Genomic DNA, 22,766 nt, shown 5'->3' with positions numbered 1-22,766 from the left:
TCTGTACTATTGCAATTTAATAACTAGTTTTGCGACAGGCTTTAAACAATCACAAAATTGCTGACATTCAGCGCCGGCGCACCAGATAGTTGTGCTAGTTGTACTTGTCTGAATCCACCAGCATTACCATCTTGGTCAAAGTACAACGCACCAGTATTGTTGTTATAGATGAATCGTTGATCGGCGGTGCTTGCAGAAGTTCCCAAGGTAAACTGACTAATCGACAGCGCCCCAGCTAATAAACCACCACCAAAACCAGCAGCAGATATCTGAATGATGTCATCAGTGATACTGAAGTCAGTAATCGTATCAGTACCTTCGTTAAAACGATTAAAGACAAAGGTATCTGCACCGTTACCACCCGTGATCAGGTCATTACCAGCGCCACCGATGAGAACATCATTACCATTACCACCAATCAAGGTATCGTTTCCACTACCGCCATCTAGGGTGTTATTGCCAGTAGCTTCTACAGCCGACAGAGTATCATTACCACTGTCACCATAAAGTAGGTTATTGCCTCTGGAATAGTCAACAGTCAATATATCGTTACCATTACCACCATAGAGAGTGTTAATGCCAAACGAACCGACGGCAGACAATTCATCATTACCAATACCACCATCAAGTAGGTTATTCCCTTCAGAATATTCCACACTTAATATGTCATTACCACCTCTGGCAATCAGGGTGTTATTGCCCACAGAAGCATCTGCCAACAACACATCATCAGCATTATCAGCATTCAGAGTGTTATTACCACTGGACTGACTCACATCTAAGGTATTGCGCCCAGCGCCACCGTTGAGGGTGTTATTACCAGATGAACCAATAGCCGAAAGATAATCATCACCGCTACCACCTTCGAGGGTGTTATTACCAGTGGACTGATCTACATCTAATGTGTCATCACCCGCATTACCAATGAGAGTGTTATCACCCGTGGAAAGATAAGCAGACAGGGTATCGTTCCCAGTGTCACCATTGAGGGTGTTATTACCACTGGACTGACTGACATTTAAGGTATTGCGCCCAGCGCCACCATTGAGGATATTATTACCAGCTGAACCAATAGCCGAAAGATAATCATCGCCACTACCACCATCGAGGGTGTTATTACCTGTGGATTCATCGGCATTTAATATGTCACTACCCGTATTCCCGATTAAAGTGTTATCGCCCTCGGAACGATAAGCAGACAGGGTATCGTTACCATCGTCACCAATGAGTAGGTTGTTACCACTGGAATAGTCAACAGTCACTATATCGTTACCATGACCACCATCGAGGGTGTTAACGCCAAATGAACCAACAGCAGACAGATAGTCATCACCAGCATCACCATCAAGTAGGTTATTCCCTTCAGAATATTCCACACTTAATATGTCATTACCACCACCAGCAATCAGGGTGTTATTGCCCACAGAAGCATCTGCCAACAATACATCATCACCATTATCAGCATTCAGAGTGTTATTACCACTGGATTGACTGACATCTAAGGTATTGCGTCCATTACCAGCATTGAGGGTGTTATTACCAGATGAACCAATTGCCGAAAGATGATCATCACCGCTACCACCATTAAGGGTGTTATTACCTGTGGACTGATCCGCATCTAATATGTCGTCACCCACATTACCAATTAGAGTGTTATCACCCGTGGAAAGATAAGCAGACAAAGTATCATTACCGCTACCACCATTCAGCAGGTTATCCCCGGTAGATTCATCCACTGTTAACCTATCGTCGCCTTCGCCACCGTTGAGGTTGTTATTACCAGAAGAACCAATCGCCGAAATATAATCATCACCAGCGCCGCCGTTGATAATATCATCGCCACCACTGCCACCAGAAAGTATATCGTTGCCGTTAGTTCCTATAATGTTGTCATTGTAGGCGGTACCAATCAGCTCTAGACTTTCGATATTTCTGTAGTTAACTTGATTTGTGCCTGCGGTGATTCTACCAATATTGCTTGAAGAGTTGTATGTGGAGGTAATGCCGACTGTAGCGTTGCTGTAATCAACAAAAAGGTAATCGTTATCTGCGCCACCATCAACTGTTTGTACTACCAGGGTGGCTGACTGTTGCAAGGCAGTACTGACATAGATAGCGTCATTTCCCGCATCGCCGTTGAGGGTGTTATTACCGGATGCACCAAGGGCAGACAATTCGTCATTTCCCGCACCGCCGTTGAGGGTGTTATTACCTGTGGAATCGTCAGCATTTAATGTGTCGTCGCCTTCGCCACCATTGAGGATGTTATTGCCAAACGCACCGACAGCCGACAGTTCATCGTTACCAGCACCACCTTCAAGGGTGTTATTGCCTGTAGACTGATCAATAACTAAGGTGTCGTTACCATCTTCACCATCCAGGAGGTTATTGCCTTCGGAACCAACGGCAGACAGATAATCATCATCAGCACCACCGAAGAGGTAATTATCGCCACTGGATTGATCTGCGTTTAAGATGTCCTCTCCATCACCACCGTAGAGAATATTATCTCCAGTGGAATTGATTGCCGATAAGAAATCATCACCAACACTACCATCAAGATAGTTGTCGCCACTGGACTGATCCACATCCAAGGTGTCGTCGCCTGCACCACCATCGAGGATGTTATCACCCTCAGAACGATAAGCTGTCAGGATATCGTCACCGTTCGCGCCATTGAGGACATTATCACCTGTGGAATCGGTCACATCTAAAGTGTCATCACTTTCGCCACCATTGAGGAAGTTCCTACCAGATGAAGCCACAGCCGTAATATAGTCAGCGCCTGCATCACCATTTAAGATGTTATTGCCTGTGGAATCGTCAGCATTTAATATGTCGTCGCCTGCGCCACCATTGAGGATGTTATTACCAAACGCACCAACAGCCGACAGTTCATCATTACCAGCATCACCTTCAAGTAGGTTGTCGCCATCGGACTGACTGATATTTAGGATGTCGTCACCACCTCCACCATCGAGGGTATTATTACCTTCAGAACCAACGGCAGAAAGATCATCATCATCAGCACCACCATCAAGTAAGTTATTGCCTGTTGATTGGTCTGCGTTTAAGATATCTTCTCCATCACCACCAGAGAGAGTATTGTCCCCAGAAGAATCGATCGCAAACAAAGAATCATCACCGATACCACCATCCAGGGTGTTAGCGCCACTGGACTGATCCACATCCAAGGTATCGTCGCCTGCACCACCGTTGAGGGTGTTATCACCTTCGGAACGATAAGCTGTCAGGATATCGTCTCCGCCATTCCCGTTGAGCTGGTTATCCCCTGTGGAATCGGTGACATCTAAGGTATCAGTACCTGCACCACCGTTGAGGATGTTGTTACCAGATGAAACCACAGCCGTAATGTAATCAGCACCCCCATCACCATTGAGGATGTTATTGCCTGTGGAATCGTCTGCATTTAATGTATCGTCGCCTGCGCCACCATTGAGGATGTTATTACCAAACGCACCAACAGCCGACAGTTCATCATTACCACTACGACCTTCAAGTAGGTTGTCGCCATCGGACTGACTGATATTTAGGATGTCGTCACCACCTCCACCATCGAGGGTATTATTACCTTCAGAACCAACGGCAGAAAGATCATCATCATCAGCACCACCATCAAGTAAGTTATTGCCTGTTGATTGGTCTGCGTTTAAGATATCTTCTCCATCACCACCAGAGAGAGTATTGTCCCCAGAAGAATCGATCGCAAACAAAGAATCATCACCGATACCACCATCCAGGGTGTTAGCGCCACTGGACTGATCCACATCTAAGGTGTCGTCGCCTGCACCACCGTTGAGGGTGTTATCACCTTCGGAACGATAAGCTGTCAGGATATCGTCTCCGCCATTCCCGTTGAGCTGGTTATCCCCTGTGGAATCGGTGACATCTAAGGTATCAGTACCTGCACCACCGTTGAGGATGTTGTTACCAGATGAAGCCACAGCCGTAATGTAATCAGCACCCCCATCACCATTGAGGATGTTATTGCCTGTGGAATCGTCTGCATTTAATGTGTCGTCACCATCTCCACCATTAAGGGTGTTATTACCAAACGCACCGACAGCCGACAGTTCATCATTACCAGCACCACCTTCAAGGGTGTTATCGCCGTCGGACTGATTGATATTTAGGGTGTCGTTACCGCCTCCAGCATTGAGGATGTTATTACCTTCAGAAGCGATCGCCGACAGAAAATCATCATTAGCACCACCATTCAGCAGGTTATTGCCTGTTGACTGATCCGCATTTAAGATATCTTCTCCACCACCACCGTTGAGAACGTTAACCCCAGAGGAACCTACTGCGGAGAGATAATCATCACCTGCACCACCATCAAGTAAGTTATCACCACTTGACTGATCCACATCTAATACATCGTCGCCTAATCCACCATCAAGGATGCTATTACCAGAGGTAGCAAAACTGGAAATATTATCATCTCCAGCGCCACCCTCTAGAATATCGTTGCCCCCATTACCTGATAAATTATCATTCCCGGCAAAGCCTCTAATAATCTCATCACCAGCTGTGCCGATGAGATTATCATCGCCATTAGTGCCATTAATTGCCATAACTTTTACCTAAAATAAATTGATTGTTTCAGTCAGTTGAAAGTTATCAAATTACAGATTTTGCTATTGGAAACAACAAAAAATATACCGATAGCCGATGCTTTCAGCATTTTTTGCGTGAGTATAGAAGCAATACAATTCGGTTTAATTTTAAAGGCACATTTCGCAACATAATGTTGGCTTTTGCTGTCGCATTAACTAAGTAGAAACATATTTAACTAAAGCATATTTAGATTACATAACAAAGTAATTTTTTATAAAGTTTTCCCTATTAAGTTTCAAGAAACATATACACGTAGTAGATGCTTTAAAAGAGTTGATTATTAATTAATATGTAACGTACTTCTGAAAAGTTTATGAACAATTTTTTAGCAACAGGAGTATATCTATTGATAACCAATAAGCTTTAGCAATATCTAGCAAATTCCATAGAATTTAAGACGAGAAAACACTAATTTTTCTCATCTTGCCGACATCTTAATCTTTAGCCAGAAAAATTACTCAACTCTTAGAGCCTATTCTTAGAGTGAATGTGGCTTTTAGCTGCCTAATAGCTGTATTATTTGAGTCAACCTTGTCGGGATGATATGTTTAACTGTGATTTATCTCTGCATTCTCTATGCCTTTATGAATTCCCAGAAAAGTACTCATATTTAGGCTTTATTTCAACCATCCTTTGATCATTAGCGATCGCTAATTAATTATCAAAAAATCAAGCTTAAAGATGTATTGGACAGCCAAATCAGTCCCACACTTAAATTATGGGCTGCTACTTATGATTATTTAGCTTAGAAGCTATTATTATTTAAATAATTTATTGCAATTGTACTGTATATTTACTGAGGTGTCTATTCTCACTAAAAGCATCTTTACATACTCTTTACAGTCACTACTCAAGATATCTACATAGGCATAACAATATTTACATTTGTGTACTATTCCCTTTTTGATAGCAAACAAATATGGTAATGGCGATCAGTAGCAGATTTGCCCTGATGGCAGACTATAAAGATACTAATGTTATTGATGATGAATCAAAAATAAATTGTCATCCATACACTCTGGTTATTTCTGGGGTAAACCGTCTTGAAAGACGAGTAATTCTCCTGGTTGGATGGTTGTCCAAACTTCGTTATCGGTGAGTGGGGTAGTGGCGATAACAGCGACGCGATCGCGTGGGGAAGTTAACTCCCGAAAATCCACCGTCATATCTTGATCTATCAAGTGGGCTGCGGCGAAGGGGGCTTGACGGACAATGTAAGAGAGTTTTGTCGAACAATGGGCAAAAAAATGTTCTCCATCCGACAATAAATAGTTAAAAACACCGACTTGGGCGATTTCTGCCGTAATTTGACGCAGAACAACATTAAGTTTTTCTAAAGGCGGTTTACCATTAGGAAAAGCCTCTCGGAGAGTTTCTAACATAATACAGAAGGCTTTTTCACTGTCGGTATCACCCACCGGTTCGTAAAAACCCATATTCCGGGGATGATAATCTGGTAAATTGCCGTTATGGGCAAATACCCAATACCTACCCCACAATTCTCGTTGGAAGGGATGACAGTTTCTTAAAGCTACTTCTCCCTGAGTTGCTTTACGGATATGGGCAATCACATGAGTAGAGTGGATGGGATAGCGCCTGACTAAATCTGCTATGGGAGATGTCACAGAAGGTTTATCATCTAACAATAAGCGACATCCTTTTCCTTCAAAAAATGCAATACCCCAACCATCGCTATGATCATCTGTTTTGCCTCCTCGTGCAGAAAAACCTTCAAAGGAAAAGCAAATATCTGTGGGTACATTGCAGTTCATCCCTAGCAGCTGGCACATAATTAGTAACTATGAGTTTGAGGATGTTTGATCTGAGAAAACTGTCAGACTTTCAGATTCCCGACTTTTTTAAGAAGTCCGGAATCTTGTAGTTCTATACTATTAAAGACATATTTGTAGATAGTTTCAGTCCAAATAGTGCCAAAAATTATTTACGACTTGTTTGTCTGACGTTCTCTGAGTTTTAACAATATTTCCGCGTGCATTTCCTTAGTAATGGGGTAAAAATATGTCAAAACTAAACCACAAATTAAACAAACAGTGGGTATAGGGCCGACAGCCAGGCGAATAGCTGTGAGTGCTGATTCTGGTTGAATTGGTAAAGTGCTTTGTCCCGCTACAGCTTCTTTAAAACCAGCAGATTGTAAGGCGTTACCAACAAGAAATAATCCGAATGCTAACCCAAATTTCTGTAACAAAACCATGAAGCCATAAAATATACCTTCGCGGCGTTGTCCTGTTTGCAGTTCGTCTAATTCAATTACATCGGGAATCATTGACCAAGGAACTAAATAGGCGGTAGATACTCCTACGCCAGCCATCATAGCCATAATATACATTAAAACCAATTGGTCAGCTTGTAAAAAAAATAGTCCGGCGGCGGCAATAATCCATAAACTCATGCCTAGAAAATAAACAATTTTTTTACCGATTTTTTTACTTAAATTACTCCACACAAATAACATAATTAAAGCAGTGCCTTGGACAGCAATCATGACTGTTGGTACATCTGCTTCTTTTAGTTTCATACAGTTGATGACAAAATAAGGAATGATGCTGGCTGTAATTTGCACAGCCAGCCAAGAAAATAGATATATGCCAATGACAAATAAAAATGGGCGATTGGTAAAAACAATTTTTAACTGTTCAAAAAATGGGATTGATGGAGGTTCTTCTTGTTGAATGCGTTTGGCTTCAAAAGCTAAAATGCGATCGCGCACTCCAAAAACGCACCAATATAAAGAAACCACAGAAATTACCGTACAAATCACCGCTAAGATAAAATACTGTTGTTGACGGTCAGGAATCTGTGAAAAAACTATTTGCGCTAAAATCAGCGATAAAATACTGCCACCAATCGAAAAAGTAAAGCGAAAACTGTTCAGACTAGTGCGTTCATCATAATCTTGGGTGAGTTCAGGAGTCATGGCTGTGTAAGGCAAATTCACGACGGTGTAAAACACCTGAGATATCAACCCAATCACAACGTAATACCAAAACAAAGCCCACATATTTGTACTGCGATCGCTGCTAAATTGCGGTACAATCCACTGCAAGAAAAAGAAAATCCCAAAAGGAATTGCACCATAGAACATCCAAGGTAACCGACGACCCCAGCGCCGAGATTTGGTTTTATCTGTTAATAATCCGACAAATGGATCATTAACTGCGTCCCAGATTTTGCCAATCAACAACACACTCCCAGCTAACCCGGCGGGAATCCCAGCGACATTTGTAAAGAAAACTAACAAGAAAAATATCGAAATATTAGCCGTAATTGCTGGGCCTAAATCACCTGCACCATAAGCTAATTTTGTTTTAAAATCCAGTTTTGGACTCAAAGCCGGATTTTGAGCAGAATTATCGGCAGAATCGTTCATAATATCTGAGGCTCGGATTAAAATAAAAAGTTTGCGATCGCTATCAGTATTACCTCAAAATCTCTTTTTTTATGCCAGACCTTTACGTTTCTTGGTCAGAATATCACTATAAAATCGAACAACTGGCGGTTCAGATATATCAATCTGGTTGGCAATTCAACCAAATTGTCTGTCTAGCCAGAGGCGGACTGCGAGTTGGAGATATTATTTCTCGGATTTATCAACAGCCATTAGCCATTTTAGCGACATCATCTTATAGCGGCCCCGGTAAACAAGAGCGAGGTAATCTCACTTTTTCCCATCATTTGACCATGACCACAGAAAAGTTAGGTTCCCATATTCTGTTAATTGACGACTTGGTAGACTCTGGGATTACCCTTCAACAGACAAGTCCTTGGTTACGGGAAAATGTCGATTCCTCAATTGCGGAAATTCGCAGCGCCGTCGTTTGGTATAAAGCCTGTTCAGTAATTAAACCTGATTATTACGTCGATTACTTACCGGATAATCCTTGGATTCACCAACCCTTTGAACATTACGAACATACCAGTCCCGCAGATTTGGCAACAAAGTTAAGTCAACTCTGCTGACAAATTATTGCCCTACAACTGAATTTACCAATCTAAAATCTAAAATCCAAAATCTAAAATTTAGAATAGCCACAACCACACAGGCAAAGTCACCAACAACAGCAAGACTCCCAAGGCTAGGGAAGTCACGGCGAGATTACGGTCAAGATTGAAAGTTTCAGCCAGCACCATTGTTGCAAAAGCTGGCGGCATTGCCATTTGTAAAACAATTACCTTAGCGGCGGAACCAGTCACGCCAAATAAAGATAAAGTACTGCCGAGAAGCAGGGGAACTAGAAGCATTTTGATTGCCAAACTGATGGCGGCTTGGGGGAAATTTTGCCAAGAAGTCAACAGCGAAAGGCGCATTCCAATTAATACTAAAGATAAAGCGACAGCAATCCAACCCGATTTTTCCAGATAAAATTCTGCCGTCGGAGAAATACTAATTTGGCGAAACCACAAACCCAAGCCAAAACTCCACAAGGCTGGGTTAATTAAAATAGCTTGAGTCATTTGCCAATAGTTTGTGCCACCATCACCATAACGAGATGCGAGGGCGACACCCAAACCATAAGCACCAAACAGTGACCCCAATAAATCGTAGAATAAAGCCCAGGCAAAATAATCTTGACCGACCATTGCTAAAGTCACAGGAAAGCCGATATAACCTGTATTGCCGACCATTGCCGCTAAGATAAAACTTCCCTGAGTTGGGTGCTGAAAAGTTGTATTTGTCAGATAAGCTTGTCCTTTGATTGTTAACCAAGCCAAAAATGCACCCAATAAAATCGCTAAATGAGCGATCGCAGGTGCAATCCAAATCTGTGCCGATAGATCAGCTTGGCGTAAAAAAGCCACAATACTTACAGGTACTCCCACCCAAAAAAGGAACTGACCCAAACGCTGTGGAACTGCGGCAGGCAGTTTCCGTCCCAGGAAAAATCCGATTAAAATTAAGCCTGCCAGTTTGACGTATAGTTCTAGGAGGTTTGCCAAAATTTCCCTAACAAAGACAGATGTAATATGTAACGAATATGCTAATCTCTGTCCAGTCTACAGTCTGTTATGAATTTTGAACAAAAGCAGGAGTTAACCCTTGAATAAAGCTGGGTTTTCTGGAAAAGCCCCAAATTCGTCCGGTGATTCTGGTGATGACATTCCAGTAGCTTTACGCGATACTCCTGATGTCTCGTCCAAAACACCCTTAAAACCTTTAGTTCTGATTATTGGGGGAGTCGCGGGATTTATCTTGCTGGCTGTAGTTAGTGGCTTTTTCTTTTCTCTCACTACACCGAAAAAAATCACTGATTCTTCATCTTCACCAGCAGATTCCTCAATTGTCACCACTCCCGGCGCGACTAACTCAGCAAATCCCCAAGATAATAATGCGGTGTTGGGACATTTAGCTTACCCAGAAGCACCAGAGTCAGAGTTAGTAGCAATTACAGGCGATCGCCGCATCCGAATGCGAAAAGGCGCGGCCGAAAAGTTTCGCGCCATGACTCAAGCCGCGCGGAGTGCTGGGGTAATTTTAGTGCCAATTTCCGGCTTTCGCTCTGTGAAAGAACAAGAGCAATTATTTTTTGAAGTCGGGGCGCAACGCAATCAAACCCCGGCCCAAAGAGCCGCCCTCAGTGCGCCACCAGGCCATAGTGAGCATCACACAGGTTATGCGGTAGATATCGGAGACGGAGCCGTACCCGCCACTAATCTTCAGGCTAACTTTGATCAAACCAAAGCTTTTGGCTGGCTACAAGCAAACGCCGCCCGCTTTGGTTTTGAGTTGTCTTTTCCTCAAGATAATATCCAAGGTGTGAGTTATGAACCTTGGCATTGGCGTTTCGTTGGCGATCGCCAAAGTTTAGAAACCTTCTATAAGGCCAGAAATTTGAAACCCGCTAAAGCATCACCATAAAAAAGTCTGAAGCAATTAGTGGTGGTATTTTTACTCCACTAATTGACAACATAAAATTAAATATCTGAATTCAGACTCCCGCCCCCTATTCTCGATAAAAACTAAATGTCTGTGTTGGTAGGTTCCAACTAGCAAATACACCATTTCCCAAGGGTAAACCATCCGGTTTAAATCTCAGGGCGTTTCCTGGGGCGTTGGGGTTTTCAACTACAGCTAGAGAAGATTTGCCTTGCCCTGTCCAATAGATTTTGCCGTCAGGTGCTAACCTCGGCCCGGAATAGCCAGTCGTATCGCCAATAGGTAAGGTATCAATTTCGGTTTCAATCTCAGTCACTAAGTCCATTTGATGTGGTGTGGCGTTCCAACCTTCTAAGGTATGGTGGTTCCACTGCCCAAACTCCCAATCACCTTTAGCGTAATACAACTTTGTACTATCAGGAGAGAAGGCGCAACAGTAACCAGCCGAACCACGAATTAAAAAATCACTGTGGCTAATTTTACCTGTAGCACGGTCAACTTTGGCGATCGCAATTCCTAATCCTGCCACACCCAAGGCGACTTTATGCCAATTGGGACTGAAAATAATCGAACCTTTATGAACTTTTTTACCAACTAAGGGATTCAACCGATTTTCGGGAAAATCAATTGGTGAAGCTACATATTTACTGTTGATGCCATTTTTATCCACTAGGTAGGCACGTACCTCTGTTCTGCCATTAAAAATTATCAGCCAAAAAGATTCGCCATCGCTATGGGGTACAACACCCATTGCTTCCCCTGGATTATCTTGTTTCCCTGTCAATTTACGGTTCAATAAAATTACTGAACCATTAATACCTTGAGATAAATCTGCAATGGAGTAATATATCTCCTGGTTGTTATTAGTAAAGATGTAAAATCTGTCAGGATGACCACCAGGTGAGGGTACAATTGCTACGGCTTGTGTCGCTGACCAACTTTTTGCACCCCACACTCCGTTATCTAATATTTCATGAGTTTGTCCGTGGAAAATCAATTGACCATCACTGTATAACCGCAGTTTGCCTGTTATTGGGTCGGTGTAGCTGGCAGTTGCTTCAAAACCTGGACTCTGTCCTACTTTATGAATAATTTTTGGGCGATCGCTACCAAAGTCAATTAAGACTTTTTTCCTCACTCCTGTATACCAAAATCTATCTGGGACAGCAAGTTTTGTAATCGGTAGTGCATTCATGGCGAGTTTTCTTGAGCAATCAATTTTTTAATTCAGTTGTCAAAACTATTAAAAATAGCACCTCATAACATCTTATTTAGTAGTTAAATTTACTTTTGCTTCAGTATTACTACTATTTAGTATCAAGCAGAAATCAAGTTTTTAGCTTGATTTATTTTAAAATTAACATATACTATTGTTAAGTTTTGTAACGCAGTACACAAAATTCAAGTTTTCCTAGTGATAATACTTAATATTTTTTACTTGAAAATTAATATTTATTAATCAGTCATAAGTCATAAAATTATGAATTGCTTAGTTACAAATTTAACTCTCAACATATCTATCAAAATATAGATGCAAGTTACTACTTTAGATAGAAGATAGAATGAAAACATAAAATCAGAGAAAAACAAAAAATTAGGGATTTAATAGCAAGTTTTGGTAGCTGACGCAAAAAATCGGAAAATGTTGCCGTATTTGATTTATTCGCCTATTGAGTTCAAATCGAATTGAGATAAATCTTTTACTCAGTTCTAAAATTTAATGGGAATATTCAATGAAGCTCTACTACGTCACATTGAATAATACAGATGAAGCGCGACAAATTGGACGCTCATTACTCGAAAATCTAATAGGATGAAACTGTGAAGCGGATTGTTTTTTGTGATTTTGATGGGACAATCACAGTAGAGGAAACCTTTGTGGCGGTGCTAAAAAAGTTTGCGCCGGAAGTAGCTGCACAATTTTTGCCAGAAATTTATGCCCAGAGGGTAACACTGCGGGAGGGAGTCAAGAAAATTTTAGAATCAATTCCATCTTCACAGTATGGAGAAATTGTAGAGTCTACGCGATCGCAACCCATACGTAAAGGATTTATCGAACTGCTAGATTTTCTAGATTCCCAAAATGTCCCTTTGGTTGTGGTGTCTGGTGGACTGCGGGGAATGGTAGAAGTAGTTTTAGGTGAGATAGCCCAAAGAGTAGCCGCAATTCACGCTGTTGATATAGATACTAGTGGTACTTACTTCAAAGTCAATTCTGATTATGAAGGCGGTACAGAATTAGTAGCCAAAGTGCAAGTCATGGCAAAGTATCCTGCTGATGAGACAATCGCCATAGGTGACTCCCTCACAGATTTGAATATGGGCTTACAAGCTTCGATTGTATTTGCCCGCGATCGCCTAGCATATTACTTAGACCAACACCAAAAACCGTATATTCCCTGGAATACTTTCTCGGATGTTCAGGAATATCTACAGCAATTGTGGAAACTTTAATCTTTCAGTATTATTTAGCGATCGCATTCCAGCTTATCCACCCACCTCCACACCCGCCACTGAACCCGCCACTGAATTAGCCCTCCGTTCTAATTGTTGCGGACTGGTTACATCGAGATACTTAGCAGCCATCTCCGGTGTCAGGAGTTCCAACATCAAACGATTTTCAATCCAAAATTCCACTACATCAAACACACCATTACGGCTACAAGCCAGCACTCGCCAACCTTCCCGTGCGCCAATGCGTTCAATTTCCTCTAGGCTGACGGGGACAGAAATTGCTGCATGAACTGATGTGTAATTTGCAGGATGTTCATTCATCTGAAATCCTGCTTGTCCTTGCCATACATCAGGGATAATCTCACTACCCAAGGGATAAAACTCAATTCCTGTACCAAATTCATCCCCCACTAACATCGTATACCCACCGGGATTAGGTGAAAATGGTGCTACTCGGCCCTGCATAATTTCTGCCATAACATTAGCTACGTGCTGAGGATTGTTGACAGAAATAGAAATATGGTGGAGCATAGTTACCTCTCAAAATATGATGAATATATCAAATGAATCAAACGTTATATTTTGATCTATAGCTTGTGTTGAAATTCTGACATCTATCCTAAGAGATTCAATTGGCTAAAGAGTAACTTTGACATTTCACGTTATATAAAAAATTGTTAACAAGATAAGTTACAGCCGTTTTTGATTACCTCAAGCTGATTGTTTGACTTTCCAGAAAACCCCTAGAATGAGCAACAAATATTTATCAAGTTATATGTTGGTATCTATAAATTAGTAAAGGTGCGATCGCTATAGCAAACCGCACCCTTTAGTATGAAAATTGTATTAAATTAAACCAAGATAAATCCGTTTATGCTGACTTACCAAGGATGTCTAATCCATTCGTAAATCTTTAAGTAGTCTGTTCCTGGAATATTCCATGAGTAGTCATATTTCATGCCCTGAATCGCTAATTGGCGGAACTCATCAGGTGACTGATACCATAAATCAATCGCGCGATTCATTGCCGATTCTAAAGCGTAATGATCGGTTTGATAAAATACATAACCATTGCGTTTTTCTGGTGGCAGATTTTGGTCGTAATCTCTATCAAATACCGTATTTACTAACCCACCAACACCACGCACAATTGGCACTGTACCATATTTTAAACCAATCATCTGGGTTAAACCGCAGGGTTCGTAATTACTGGGAACAACAATCATATCTGCCCCTGCATAGATGAGGTGGGATAATTCCTCATTAAAGCCCAATTCTAAATGCACATCGGGGTGACTATTTAAAAATGCTTTTTCATGGCGGAAATGAGCATTGATTCCTGCTTCTGTGGCTGAACCAAGTAATACAAATTGTGCGCCTTTATTGAGTGCGTGATAAATCGCGTGATGTACTAAATGTACACCTTTTTGATTATCTAACCGACCAATATATGCAATGATTGGTTTATCGGCTGCATCAAGCAAGAGCCTTTCGCGTAAAGCCTTTTTGTTATATATTTTTTGTTCAAAATCTTCGTAGGTATAGTTATTCGGGATATAACGGTCAACTTCAGGATTCCAAAAATCGTAATCTATACCGTTAAGTACTCCAGAGAATTTATCTTGATGTAAATGCAGTGTATGACCTAAACCACAACCAACTTCTGTATAACTTGCTTCCTCAGCATGGTTGGGTGAAACTGTGGTGACTGCATTGGCGTAAACAATACCCCCTTTCATGTAATTCAGCGCAAAGGGGTTAAAGTTGTCACGCAGCTTATCATATTGGAAATAGTACTCTTCTCGATTTAAACCTGTAGCCACAAGCGTTTCTCCACCACCTATTCCCTGATGCTTAAAGTTATGGATGGTGTAGCAAGCTCGCTGATATTCCATACCATTGTATTTGTAAATCTCAGCGAGTAAAACAGGAATTAAGCCTGTTTGCCAATCATGACAATGGATAATATCAGGTCGCTTGTTGCTTTGATTGAGAAATTCTAAAGCGGCTTTGCTAAAGAAGGCAAAGCGCATATTGTCATCATCACAACCGTAATAACAGCCACGATTAAAGAAGTTATCTTCGGAGTGGGGCTGAATAAAGAAGCACAGCCTACCATGTACCCAACCGCAGTACACAGAACAGTGAATTGCCGCACCGTACCAAGGTACCCATAAGTCTTTGTAGGCATCATGCAGACCCCAAATATGGTCGTAGCGCATACAATCATACATGGGCAGAATGATCTCAACGCAATTTCCCCTGCCTTCTAATTCCCTACTCAGTCCGTAGACAACATCCCCTAAACCGCCTGCTTTAATTACAGGAGCGCATTCCGAGGCAATCTGTACTATGTACATTCCTAGTCCTCGCTATACAAAAATTTATATTAACTATACTGTTCAGTATATGCAATATGTACTCATTGACAAGTAAGTAAGCCAATGTTAATCACGAAAGCTTAATACAAGTGGTAGAGATTTGGGATGCTTCATCTGCTGCAAGACTTATACTGAGGAACGTTGAGGGGGATTAAATATGGTGAATGCAAAAATGCGATCGCACCTTTCTAGTTAAAACCACAGGGTTGACACTGCTAAAATACCTTATGACTAGCAGCGACAAACCCGCACACCTCACAAGCCATGACTACAACTATTGACTTTCTCAGTCACCTCAACCCTAGCCAACGTCAAGCCGTAGAACACTACTGTGGCCCGTTGTTAGTTGTGGCTGGCGCTGGTTCCGGTAAAACCCGTGCCTTAACTTATCGCATCGCTAACTTGATTCTCAAACACCGTGTGAACCCGGAAAATATCTTGGCGGTGACTTTCACCAACAAAGCCGCGCGGGAAATGAAGGAACGTATTCAAAAGTTGTTTGCGGAACAATTGGCGATGACGCAACATGGTACAAGATTTGAGCTATTACCAGAACACGAACAAACAAAACTGCGATCGCAAGTTTACCGCACAACCATCAAAGATTTGTGGTGCGGCACTTTCCACAGTTTATTTTCACGCATTCTCCGGTTTGATATTGAGAAATATCAAGATGAAAAGGGGCGCAAATGGAATCGGAATTTCTCAATTTTTGATGAATCAGATGCCCAATCTTTAGTTAAAGAAATCGTCACCAAACAATTAAACCTCGACGATAAAAAGTTTGAACCGCGTTCTGTCCGCTACGCCATCAGTAACGCTAAAAACCAAGGTCTATCACCCCAAGACTTTGAAAAAGAACAACCAAATTATCGCGGACGAGTTATTGCTCAAGTCTACAGTTCATATCAAGATAAACTAGCAGAAAATAATGCTCTAGATTTTGATGATTTAATTCTTGTACCTACCAAATTATTTCAGCAAAACGAGCAAGTCTTAGGTTATTGGCATCGCAAATTCTGTCATATTTTAGTCGATGAATATCAAGATACCAACCGCACTCAATATGATTTGATTCGGTTGTTAGTTACAAATGGAGAAGACAGAAAAAGTGAATGGAATTGGCAAAATCGCTCAGTATTTGTAGTAGGCGATGCTGACCAATCAATTTATAGTTTCCGTATGGCAGACTTTACCATTTTGCTGGAATTTCAAAATGATTTCGGTGATGGTTTAGCGGATGAAGATACGCGCACAATGGTGAAGTTAGAAGAAAACTATCGCTCTTGTGAAAATATCTTACAAGCAGCGAATGAATTAATTGAAAATAACACCCAACGAATTGATAAAGTCCTAAAGCCGACGCGGGGAAGTGGCGAACAAATTTATTGTCATAAAGCCGATGATGAACTGGCAGAAGCAGATTTTGTGATTCGGCAAATACGCACTTTAGAAAATCAACATCCCGAATTAAATTGGGGTAGTTTTGCGATTTTGTATCGCACTAACGCCCAATCTCGACCCTTTGAAGAATTGTTAGTCAGGAATCAAATTCCTTACACAGTTGTGGGGGGGATGAAATTTTATGACCGCAAAGAAATTAAAGATGTGATAGCTTATCTCAGAGCGATCGCTAACCCTGCTGATACAGTGAGTTTATTGCGGGTGATTAATACTCCCCGGCGCGGAATCGGTAAAGCCACCATTGATAACTTAATTAACGCCTCCCAACAATTAGGGCTGAACTTGTGGGAAATTCTCAGTGATGAAACATCTGTAAATACATTAGCGGGGCGTTCGGCAAAATCGGTAAATAATTTTGCCCAAATGATTAGCCGCTATCAAGAACAAGTCGCCACGGTTCCAGTTTCGGAAATTGTCATGGGTTTGTTAGAAGAATCTGGTTATGTCCAAGACTTGCAAAGTCAAGGTACAGATGAAGCAGAAGACAGAATCCAAAACGTCCAGGAACTGTATAACGCCGTCTTGCAATTTCAAGAAGAAAATGAGGATGTTTCGTTAACAGCCTTTTTGCAAAGTACCGCCTTAAGTTCTGATTTGGATAATTTGAAAGAAGGACAAACAGCCGTTTCTTTAATGACTCTACACGCTTCTAAAGGATTGGAATTTCCCGTAGTCTTTTTGGTGGGATTAGAACAAGGGTTATTTCCCAACTACCGTTCGATGAATGACCCCGCCGCTTTAGAAGAAGAACGGCGTTTGTGTTATGTAGGAATTACCCGCGCCCAAGAACGGTTACATTTATCCTTCGCCCGCGAACGCCGTTTATATGGTTCACGGGAACCTGCATTGCGATCGCAATTTCTCGATGAATTACCCCCAGAATTATTAACTAGCCAAAGTACAATTCGTCAAAATTATCCTAGAACTGGTGCAACAAATCGCGGACAGCAAGAAACATCTAATAACTGGCAAGTAGGAGATAAAGTCCTACATAAAAGTTTTGGAATTGGGGAAATAACTCACATTTTCGGTTCGGCAAATAAAATATCTGTAGCGATTAAATTTGCTAGTTTGGGGCAGAAAATTATTGACCCCAGAGTAGCACAGTTGCAAAAAGTCGATTAGGTAAATAAAAAGCTTCATATCCCCGACTTTTTGAAAAAGTCGGGGAGCTTTTGAGTTCACAAATAATTTGTCCTCCTTGTCCCCCTTGTCTCTTTTTTCCTATCTCAAATGGAACTGCAATATACTTATCCAAACCAATGAGATGCGGACAAATTTGGATCAACAACTTCTGGAATGTAGCGATGAAGATTTTGTGCTTGTTCACCTAGAATTTTATCAACACCTTGGCGAATAATTGATTCTATGTGCAGTGTACTTTCTAAAGAACGACACAGAGATTCTGAACAAATAAATTTTGGTTTTTCCACCTCATCAACTGTGATGTATTGATTGGGAATCCTACTTAAAATATAAGCAATGAGATTTTGCCGCATATCAGGATTAGCAAAGGCTTCTTGATAAGGATGATGAGGGTAAGTTTCTAAAATCCCTTCAAGTTCTTGAACAACTAATCTTATTGTTAGATTCAATAGAGTTTTAGTCATTTTAAATTACCTCTTTATTAATGTAGCTTTATGATAATGAGTCACCAATTTTTAAAAAGGAGTCAGAAAACAGAATTCAGAATTCATACTTAATTCTGACCCCTGATTTCTGAATTCTTCTTTATAAAGTTGATTTTATAAATTACTAGGAAGAATTTATCCTAAATTGCGGTCAAAGATATATGATACAGATTTGATTTCTAAAAAAGCCAGCAGATTCCTAGATAAAATTTCAACAGTGAGACGAAATTAAGCCTAAATTGATAGTTTGTTGGAGAGCTTTTTCAAAGGTGACTCCTTGTTTAGTAGCAATATATAAAAGTACTATTGCTGCTGAACGGATGGAATCATCACAATGAATCAAAGTTGGTTTCGGTGATTTGTTGATTACTTGAAAGATATCAAGTGCTGCTTGATGATTAATTTCTCCAAGATTGGTAGGAAAATTAATATACTGTAATCCTAAAAACTCAACTTTTTCTTTTTCGTTGTCTAGTGAGCTTGTTTCATCTGGCGATCGCAAATTGATTACAGACTGGCAGCCTTCCTCAGCTAATTGCTTTAACTGATCTAAGGTAATTTGTCCTGCGATCGCTAATTCATCGTTAATTTTCCTAACAGTAATCATGTTTGCCGCCTTACTTGAGTCAGGGCGACTGAATAAGTCGCCCGTTTAACCTTAATGTCTACGTTTATTATCAGCAATATCGCCATCAAAAGGTTGAACTCCCGTTTCTGGGTAGTTATCATCTCTGGGGCTAAAAATTCTACTAGCTGCACTTGAAATATAGGTGACAACTTGTGCCGTACCATCTGTAATTGTTTTGATGATTTTGCTAATAGACATAAATCTTTCTCCTATTTGGTTTTGATGTGAAAAACTTTAGTAAATGCTTTATTTAAATTTTCTTCTCGCTAATTGTGACTTTTAGATGATGTACAGCGTTTTTCATCCTAATGAGTTACATTCATTTAGCCTTGAGCATCCTAGCCTCTAATAACTTGTACTGCACTCAACTGGAAAACGCTGTAATCTTATTTAGGCTCATTTTCTATGGCTAAACATCTCTCTAAGAGGATAATTGTGTCATAATTACAGCATTTCTCTAAAAATTGAATGGTGTCATAATTCCAGATGCGCTCTAACTCCTCGTGTATGTGGTAAATTTGCCAAAACTTACAAGGGTTGAATAATGTCGTGCGCCGGAAAAGTGGTTGGTTAATAAAATGCCATAAAATAATACAATTATTGAGTAAAAAATTATGACTTTTTGCCATAGTAGTGCAGTTTGATATATTGAAAAAACAGAACAGCAACTCAAGCAATCAAGAAATCGTAAAGTCTTCGGCAAATTGTCGCCGTGTAATTGGTTGTCGCAAAATCAACCCTTCACCACCAAGTGGATGATCTGTATCGATTGGTTTGCCTGAAACTGAGACAAAAACCTTAGCTGTTGGGTCAATACTAGTAGCAGTATAGATAACCTGTGCTAAACGATAAGCCATTGAAGTACTACCACCACCTTGACTAAATTCTGGTGATAAATTGATATAAATTCCTGTCTGAGTAATTCGCATATCTAATAACTTTGTACCTGCTGGAATTGTGGTAATTAATTCAGCAGTTTTAGGCGTTGTTAATAGATAATTGAAAGCTAATTTTAAGGCTTCCTCTGAAGTTACTCCGGCTTTTACTTTTACAGGTTGAGGTACTAAGTGAATTTGGTTGTTGTCAAATTTTAACCAATAAGTTTGCGGTTGTATTGCTGCTACTTCTGGCGCAGATTTTGAGTCAATAATTACTGCTGAATTATTCGCCTGGGTTGTGGGATTGGTGATTTGCCAACTCCACCAAGCAGTTCCTCCAAATAGCGCCAAGGTAACTAGTGCCGAAGCAGCGATCACTTCTCCTCGATATACTGGATAGTTGCGTTGGGTTTTCATAACGAACTCCTGTAAATCTTCCGAGTGCGAACATCAGACAGCATTTATACTGATGTTTGGTCTGATTGGGTATGAGATGGAGTTAAGCAACTAAAGGCGATCGCTAGTTACCTACACTTTTAATTTAGAAGAACAATTTGAGGAACTTGTGAGGGAGTTTCATTATTAAAACTGACGCATAAAAACAAATAATCGCTCAGTCACCATCTAGAATTGCTAAAAGGCTTGTGGTATTACTATTCTTTACTTTTGACTTTTGACTTTTTACTTTTGCTTTTTTGTACTAGTTCTAGGTGGCGACGGACGAACACGGCGTGATACTTTGCGCTTTTTGACTTTGCTGGTAGGGAATAAACCGCTAATTCCCTGCTTTTGCATTCGCTTATATGCAGAACCACACCAATCACTCAAAGAATGACTCATCGCGCCGAGTTCTAAACCAAGAAACAGGGCAAGATATTCTGTACCATAGCCAAGTAGCGATTTTTGGATATTTTCACCCAAACCTAACCAATTAAATCTTGTGTTTCCCAGTTTTTCAAAAATTACCAAAATTATAAATGCTGCGATCACTAACAAGCAGGAAAGATAAATGACTCGCAGTGTCGTCCCAATAATCGGCCCATGCGATAAAAAAGAACGATGACGCAGGCTTTTTTGATAAGGTAGCCAAATCCAGCGCAAATAACCCCAGCGTTGATATTGCCGAGAGTAAATATCTAGGTCAGGGCCAAACATCAAACCGCCAAACATAAACCCACCAGCCACCAGCAACGTCACGCTGCTACTGCGGGTCTGCCAAAAAGCCACACCCGCCACCAACGGCAAAGCCCACAGAGTAATGCGATCATGCGTTCGACCAGAGGGCATTTAAAGGTTCTCAAAAATATTCAAAAAATTTTTCTCAAAAATACTAGCGCGATTCAAAATATTTTGCTATATTATTTAATTGTGAGCGCAAACACAAAGCGCAAACGGGCGGTTAGCTCAGTTGGTAGAGCGCCTGCCTTACAAGCAGGATGTCATCAGTTCGAGTCTGGTACTGCCCATTTTACAATAAAGCCATACGTCACACTTAGTGCCGTGTGGCTTTATCTATAACCTTGCAAAAGATATGCCAAGATTGTGCTTCCAATAAAGGACGGCATGTTTATGCTTCTAAACCAATTTATCTTTTTACAGATTGAAAGGTGACGCGAACCTCTTGGTCACGAAAACATCCTGGTTGAGCCAGTAGCTAAGAAACAGCCGCTTTACTAGGATAGATGCCTTCAGCGTGAAATTGCTGAATCCTTAAACATACCATCAAAGATTAGCGGAATTTGCTGAACAAATAACCCAATTTTATCTAGCTACGAATTACTTGTGCGATCGCTTGTCATTTAACTTGCCGAATAACTAGTACAGGTCGGCGTAAATAAACAAACTATCTGGAATTGCTACAAGGTATGTTGTATCGTTATTCCTTATTTTTCCTTTTGCCTTTTTACTTTTGCCTTATTGTACTAGTGCTTAAATACCTTTATTAAGATATTAAGATAAGGAAAACCGCAAAATTTTCATCTACCAAAATAATACAATTCCAACGATCAAATGCACGCTGCAATTAATTCACCTGTCACAATAATTTTCTCAAATTTCATAATTTCCTGTTAGGTTACGGCGCAATATATATTTGTCGTTGTACGCCTGCACCAAACCTGCTTTTTTCTAGTATTTACGCACGCAGTGTGTGAAGTATGTTACGTTTCACACTTCACACTTTTCTTCATCGCCTCAAAGATAATCGGTGGCGATTTTCCATCTGTTTACACAATCTTAATTCTGTACCTTTGCGACTCCATTCTACCTGATCAAAAATTTGATGGAGTAAACATAAACCGCGACCACTTTCTGATTCATCCGGCGGTAAATAGTCTGTCGGTTCCCTATCAGAACTTGGCTCCGGTGTAAAGCCTTGACCTTGGTCAGAAATTACCCACCAATATTGATTATCTATCAACGAAAAACGGACTACGACTCTTTTACTGGGGTCGAGATTATTACCATGTTTGGCGGCATTGACTAAAGCTTCTTGGAGTCCTAGCCGCAATTCTGCTTGTAATTTAGCTGGAATTTCTGCCAGCAGTAAATCTAATATGGGACAAAGATAGAGAGTAGAGGCAAAGCTAAGTGTGCCCCAATAACGTCCAACAGGACGGAGCGAAATACTAATCACAAGAGAAACCCCATAGCTTTCAGTTAGCTAGACATCAGTTTGCTTGTACGCGCACCCTGACAAAGTTGGAGGTGGTCATGCTGCCTTCAAACTTGCGTCTTTTATACTAGTTTTGAAAATGCTAGGGAGCATTTACTCTGTTTATGAAATTTGATTGTTGA

18 protein-coding genes and 1 tRNA gene are annotated in these 22,766 nt (G+C 40.8%); 5 read left to right on the top strand and 14 right to left on the bottom strand.

What is annotated here, in order from left to right:
• Positions 1 to 41: 41 nt before the first annotated feature.
• The 3 genes from H6G74_RS06215 to H6G74_RS06205 form a co-directional block, all read right to left on the bottom strand.
• Positions 42 to 4,595: a beta strand repeat-containing protein gene (locus H6G74_RS06215; protein WP_190966849.1), complete on the bottom strand. Its 4,554-nt coding sequence runs from the start codon at positions 4,593 to 4,595 to the stop codon at positions 42 to 44.
• Between the two features lie 1,065 nt (positions 4,596 to 5,660).
• Positions 5,661 to 6,428: a class II glutamine amidotransferase gene (locus tag H6G74_RS06210; RefSeq protein ID WP_062297612.1), complete on the bottom strand. Its 768-nt coding sequence runs from the start codon at positions 6,426 to 6,428 to the stop codon at positions 5,661 to 5,663.
• Positions 6,429 to 6,580: 152 nt separating this feature from the next.
• On the bottom strand, positions 6,581 to 8,029 hold the full coding sequence (locus tag H6G74_RS06205) for an MFS transporter (RefSeq protein ID WP_190966848.1): 1,449 nt from the start codon (positions 8,027 to 8,029) through the stop codon (positions 6,581 to 6,583).
• Positions 8,030 to 8,100: 71 nt separating this feature from the next.
• Here H6G74_RS06205 and H6G74_RS06200 point away from each other — a divergent pair, with 71 nt between their 5' ends.
• A complete protein-coding gene (locus H6G74_RS06200; protein ID WP_190966847.1) occupies positions 8,101 to 8,619 on the top strand; it encodes a phosphoribosyltransferase in 519 nt (172 codons plus the stop codon).
• A 60-nt stretch (positions 8,620 to 8,679) separates the two neighbouring features.
• On the opposite strand, the gene H6G74_RS06195 is transcribed toward H6G74_RS06200, so the two are convergent.
• Positions 8,680 to 9,597 carry an AEC family transporter gene (locus H6G74_RS06195; RefSeq protein WP_190966846.1) on the bottom strand — a complete coding sequence of 306 codons (918 nt, stop codon included), beginning with the start codon at positions 9,595 to 9,597 and terminating at the stop codon, positions 8,680 to 8,682.
• Positions 9,598 to 9,697: 100 nt separating this feature from the next.
• On the opposite strand from H6G74_RS06195, the gene H6G74_RS06190 reads away from it, so the two are divergent.
• On the top strand, positions 9,698 to 10,516 hold the full coding sequence (locus H6G74_RS06190) for a M15 family metallopeptidase (RefSeq protein ID WP_190966845.1): 819 nt from the start codon (positions 9,698 to 9,700) through the stop codon (positions 10,514 to 10,516).
• A gap of 85 nt (positions 10,517 to 10,601) precedes the next feature.
• Here H6G74_RS06190 and H6G74_RS06185 read toward each other — a convergent pair whose 3' ends face one another.
• Positions 10,602 to 11,729 (bottom strand): hypothetical protein, encoded by a 1,128-nt coding sequence (locus tag H6G74_RS06185; RefSeq protein ID WP_190966844.1) that lies wholly within the window; start codon positions 11,727 to 11,729, stop codon positions 10,602 to 10,604.
• Positions 11,730 to 12,355: 626 nt separating this feature from the next.
• Here H6G74_RS06185 and H6G74_RS06180 point away from each other — a divergent pair.
• Positions 12,356 to 12,988 carry an HAD-IB family phosphatase gene (locus tag H6G74_RS06180; RefSeq protein ID WP_190966843.1) on the top strand — a complete coding sequence of 211 codons (633 nt, stop codon included), beginning with the start codon at positions 12,356 to 12,358 and terminating at the stop codon, positions 12,986 to 12,988.
• Between the two features lie 33 nt (positions 12,989 to 13,021).
• Here the strand turns inward: H6G74_RS06180 and H6G74_RS06175 are convergent, their stop codons facing one another.
• Positions 13,022 to 13,519 carry a hypothetical protein gene (locus tag H6G74_RS06175; protein WP_190966842.1) on the bottom strand — a complete coding sequence of 166 codons (498 nt, stop codon included), beginning with the start codon at positions 13,517 to 13,519 and terminating at the stop codon, positions 13,022 to 13,024.
• Between the two features lie 350 nt (positions 13,520 to 13,869).
• The gene (glgA, locus tag H6G74_RS06170; RefSeq protein ID WP_190966841.1) at positions 13,870 to 15,348 is read right to left on the bottom strand and encodes a glycogen synthase GlgA; all 1,479 of its coding nucleotides are present in this window, start codon (positions 15,346 to 15,348) and stop codon (positions 13,870 to 13,872) included.
• Between the two features lie 285 nt (positions 15,349 to 15,633).
• Here glgA and pcrA point away from each other — a divergent pair, with 285 nt between their 5' ends.
• Positions 15,634 to 17,958 carry a DNA helicase PcrA gene (gene pcrA / locus H6G74_RS06165; protein WP_190966840.1) on the top strand — a complete coding sequence of 775 codons (2,325 nt, stop codon included), beginning with the start codon at positions 15,634 to 15,636 and terminating at the stop codon, positions 17,956 to 17,958.
• Between the two features lie 125 nt (positions 17,959 to 18,083).
• Here pcrA and H6G74_RS06160 read toward each other — a convergent pair whose 3' ends face one another.
• From H6G74_RS06160 to H6G74_RS06135, 6 genes are all read right to left on the bottom strand, one after another.
• Positions 18,084 to 18,443 carry a hypothetical protein gene (locus H6G74_RS06160; protein ID WP_190966839.1) on the bottom strand — a complete coding sequence of 120 codons (360 nt, stop codon included), beginning with the start codon at positions 18,441 to 18,443 and terminating at the stop codon, positions 18,084 to 18,086.
• A gap of 232 nt (positions 18,444 to 18,675) precedes the next feature.
• A complete protein-coding gene (locus tag H6G74_RS06155) occupies positions 18,676 to 19,071 on the bottom strand; it encodes a beta-lactamase hydrolase domain-containing protein (protein WP_190966838.1) in 396 nt (131 codons plus the stop codon).
• A 51-nt stretch (positions 19,072 to 19,122) separates the two neighbouring features.
• The gene (locus tag H6G74_RS06150; RefSeq protein ID WP_190966837.1) at positions 19,123 to 19,290 is read right to left on the bottom strand and encodes a hypothetical protein; all 168 of its coding nucleotides are present in this window, start codon (positions 19,288 to 19,290) and stop codon (positions 19,123 to 19,125) included.
• A gap of 188 nt (positions 19,291 to 19,478) precedes the next feature.
• Entirely contained in the window at positions 19,479 to 19,721 is a 243-nt protein-coding gene (locus H6G74_RS06145; protein WP_190966836.1) for a hypothetical protein, read from the bottom strand.
• Positions 19,722 to 19,769: 48 nt separating this feature from the next.
• Complete coding sequence (locus H6G74_RS06140) at positions 19,770 to 20,387, bottom strand: GerMN domain-containing protein (protein ID WP_190966835.1); 618 nt, start codon at positions 20,385 to 20,387, stop codon at positions 19,770 to 19,772.
• Positions 20,388 to 20,651: 264 nt separating this feature from the next.
• Positions 20,652 to 21,257 carry a metal-binding protein gene (locus tag H6G74_RS06135; protein ID WP_190966834.1) on the bottom strand — a complete coding sequence of 202 codons (606 nt, stop codon included), beginning with the start codon at positions 21,255 to 21,257 and terminating at the stop codon, positions 20,652 to 20,654.
• A 106-nt stretch (positions 21,258 to 21,363) separates the two neighbouring features.
• Between H6G74_RS06135 and H6G74_RS06130 the strand changes: the two genes are divergently transcribed.
• Positions 21,364 to 21,436 (top strand) — tRNA-Val (locus tag H6G74_RS06130).
• 719 nt (positions 21,437 to 22,155) lie between these two features.
• Here H6G74_RS06130 and H6G74_RS06125 read toward each other — a convergent pair.
• Positions 22,156 to 22,605: an ATP-binding protein gene (locus tag H6G74_RS06125; RefSeq protein ID WP_190966833.1), complete on the bottom strand. Its 450-nt coding sequence runs from the start codon at positions 22,603 to 22,605 to the stop codon at positions 22,156 to 22,158.
• Between the last annotated feature and the right edge of the window lie 161 nt (positions 22,606 to 22,766).

The organism is Nostoc spongiaeforme FACHB-130 (genome assembly GCF_014698475.1).
GTDB lineage: Bacteria > Cyanobacteriota > Cyanobacteriia > Cyanobacteriales > Nostocaceae > Nostoc_B > Nostoc_B spongiaeforme.
Note: the sequence above shows the minus strand (reverse complement) of the source record. Positions and strands in the feature narration are given on the sequence as shown.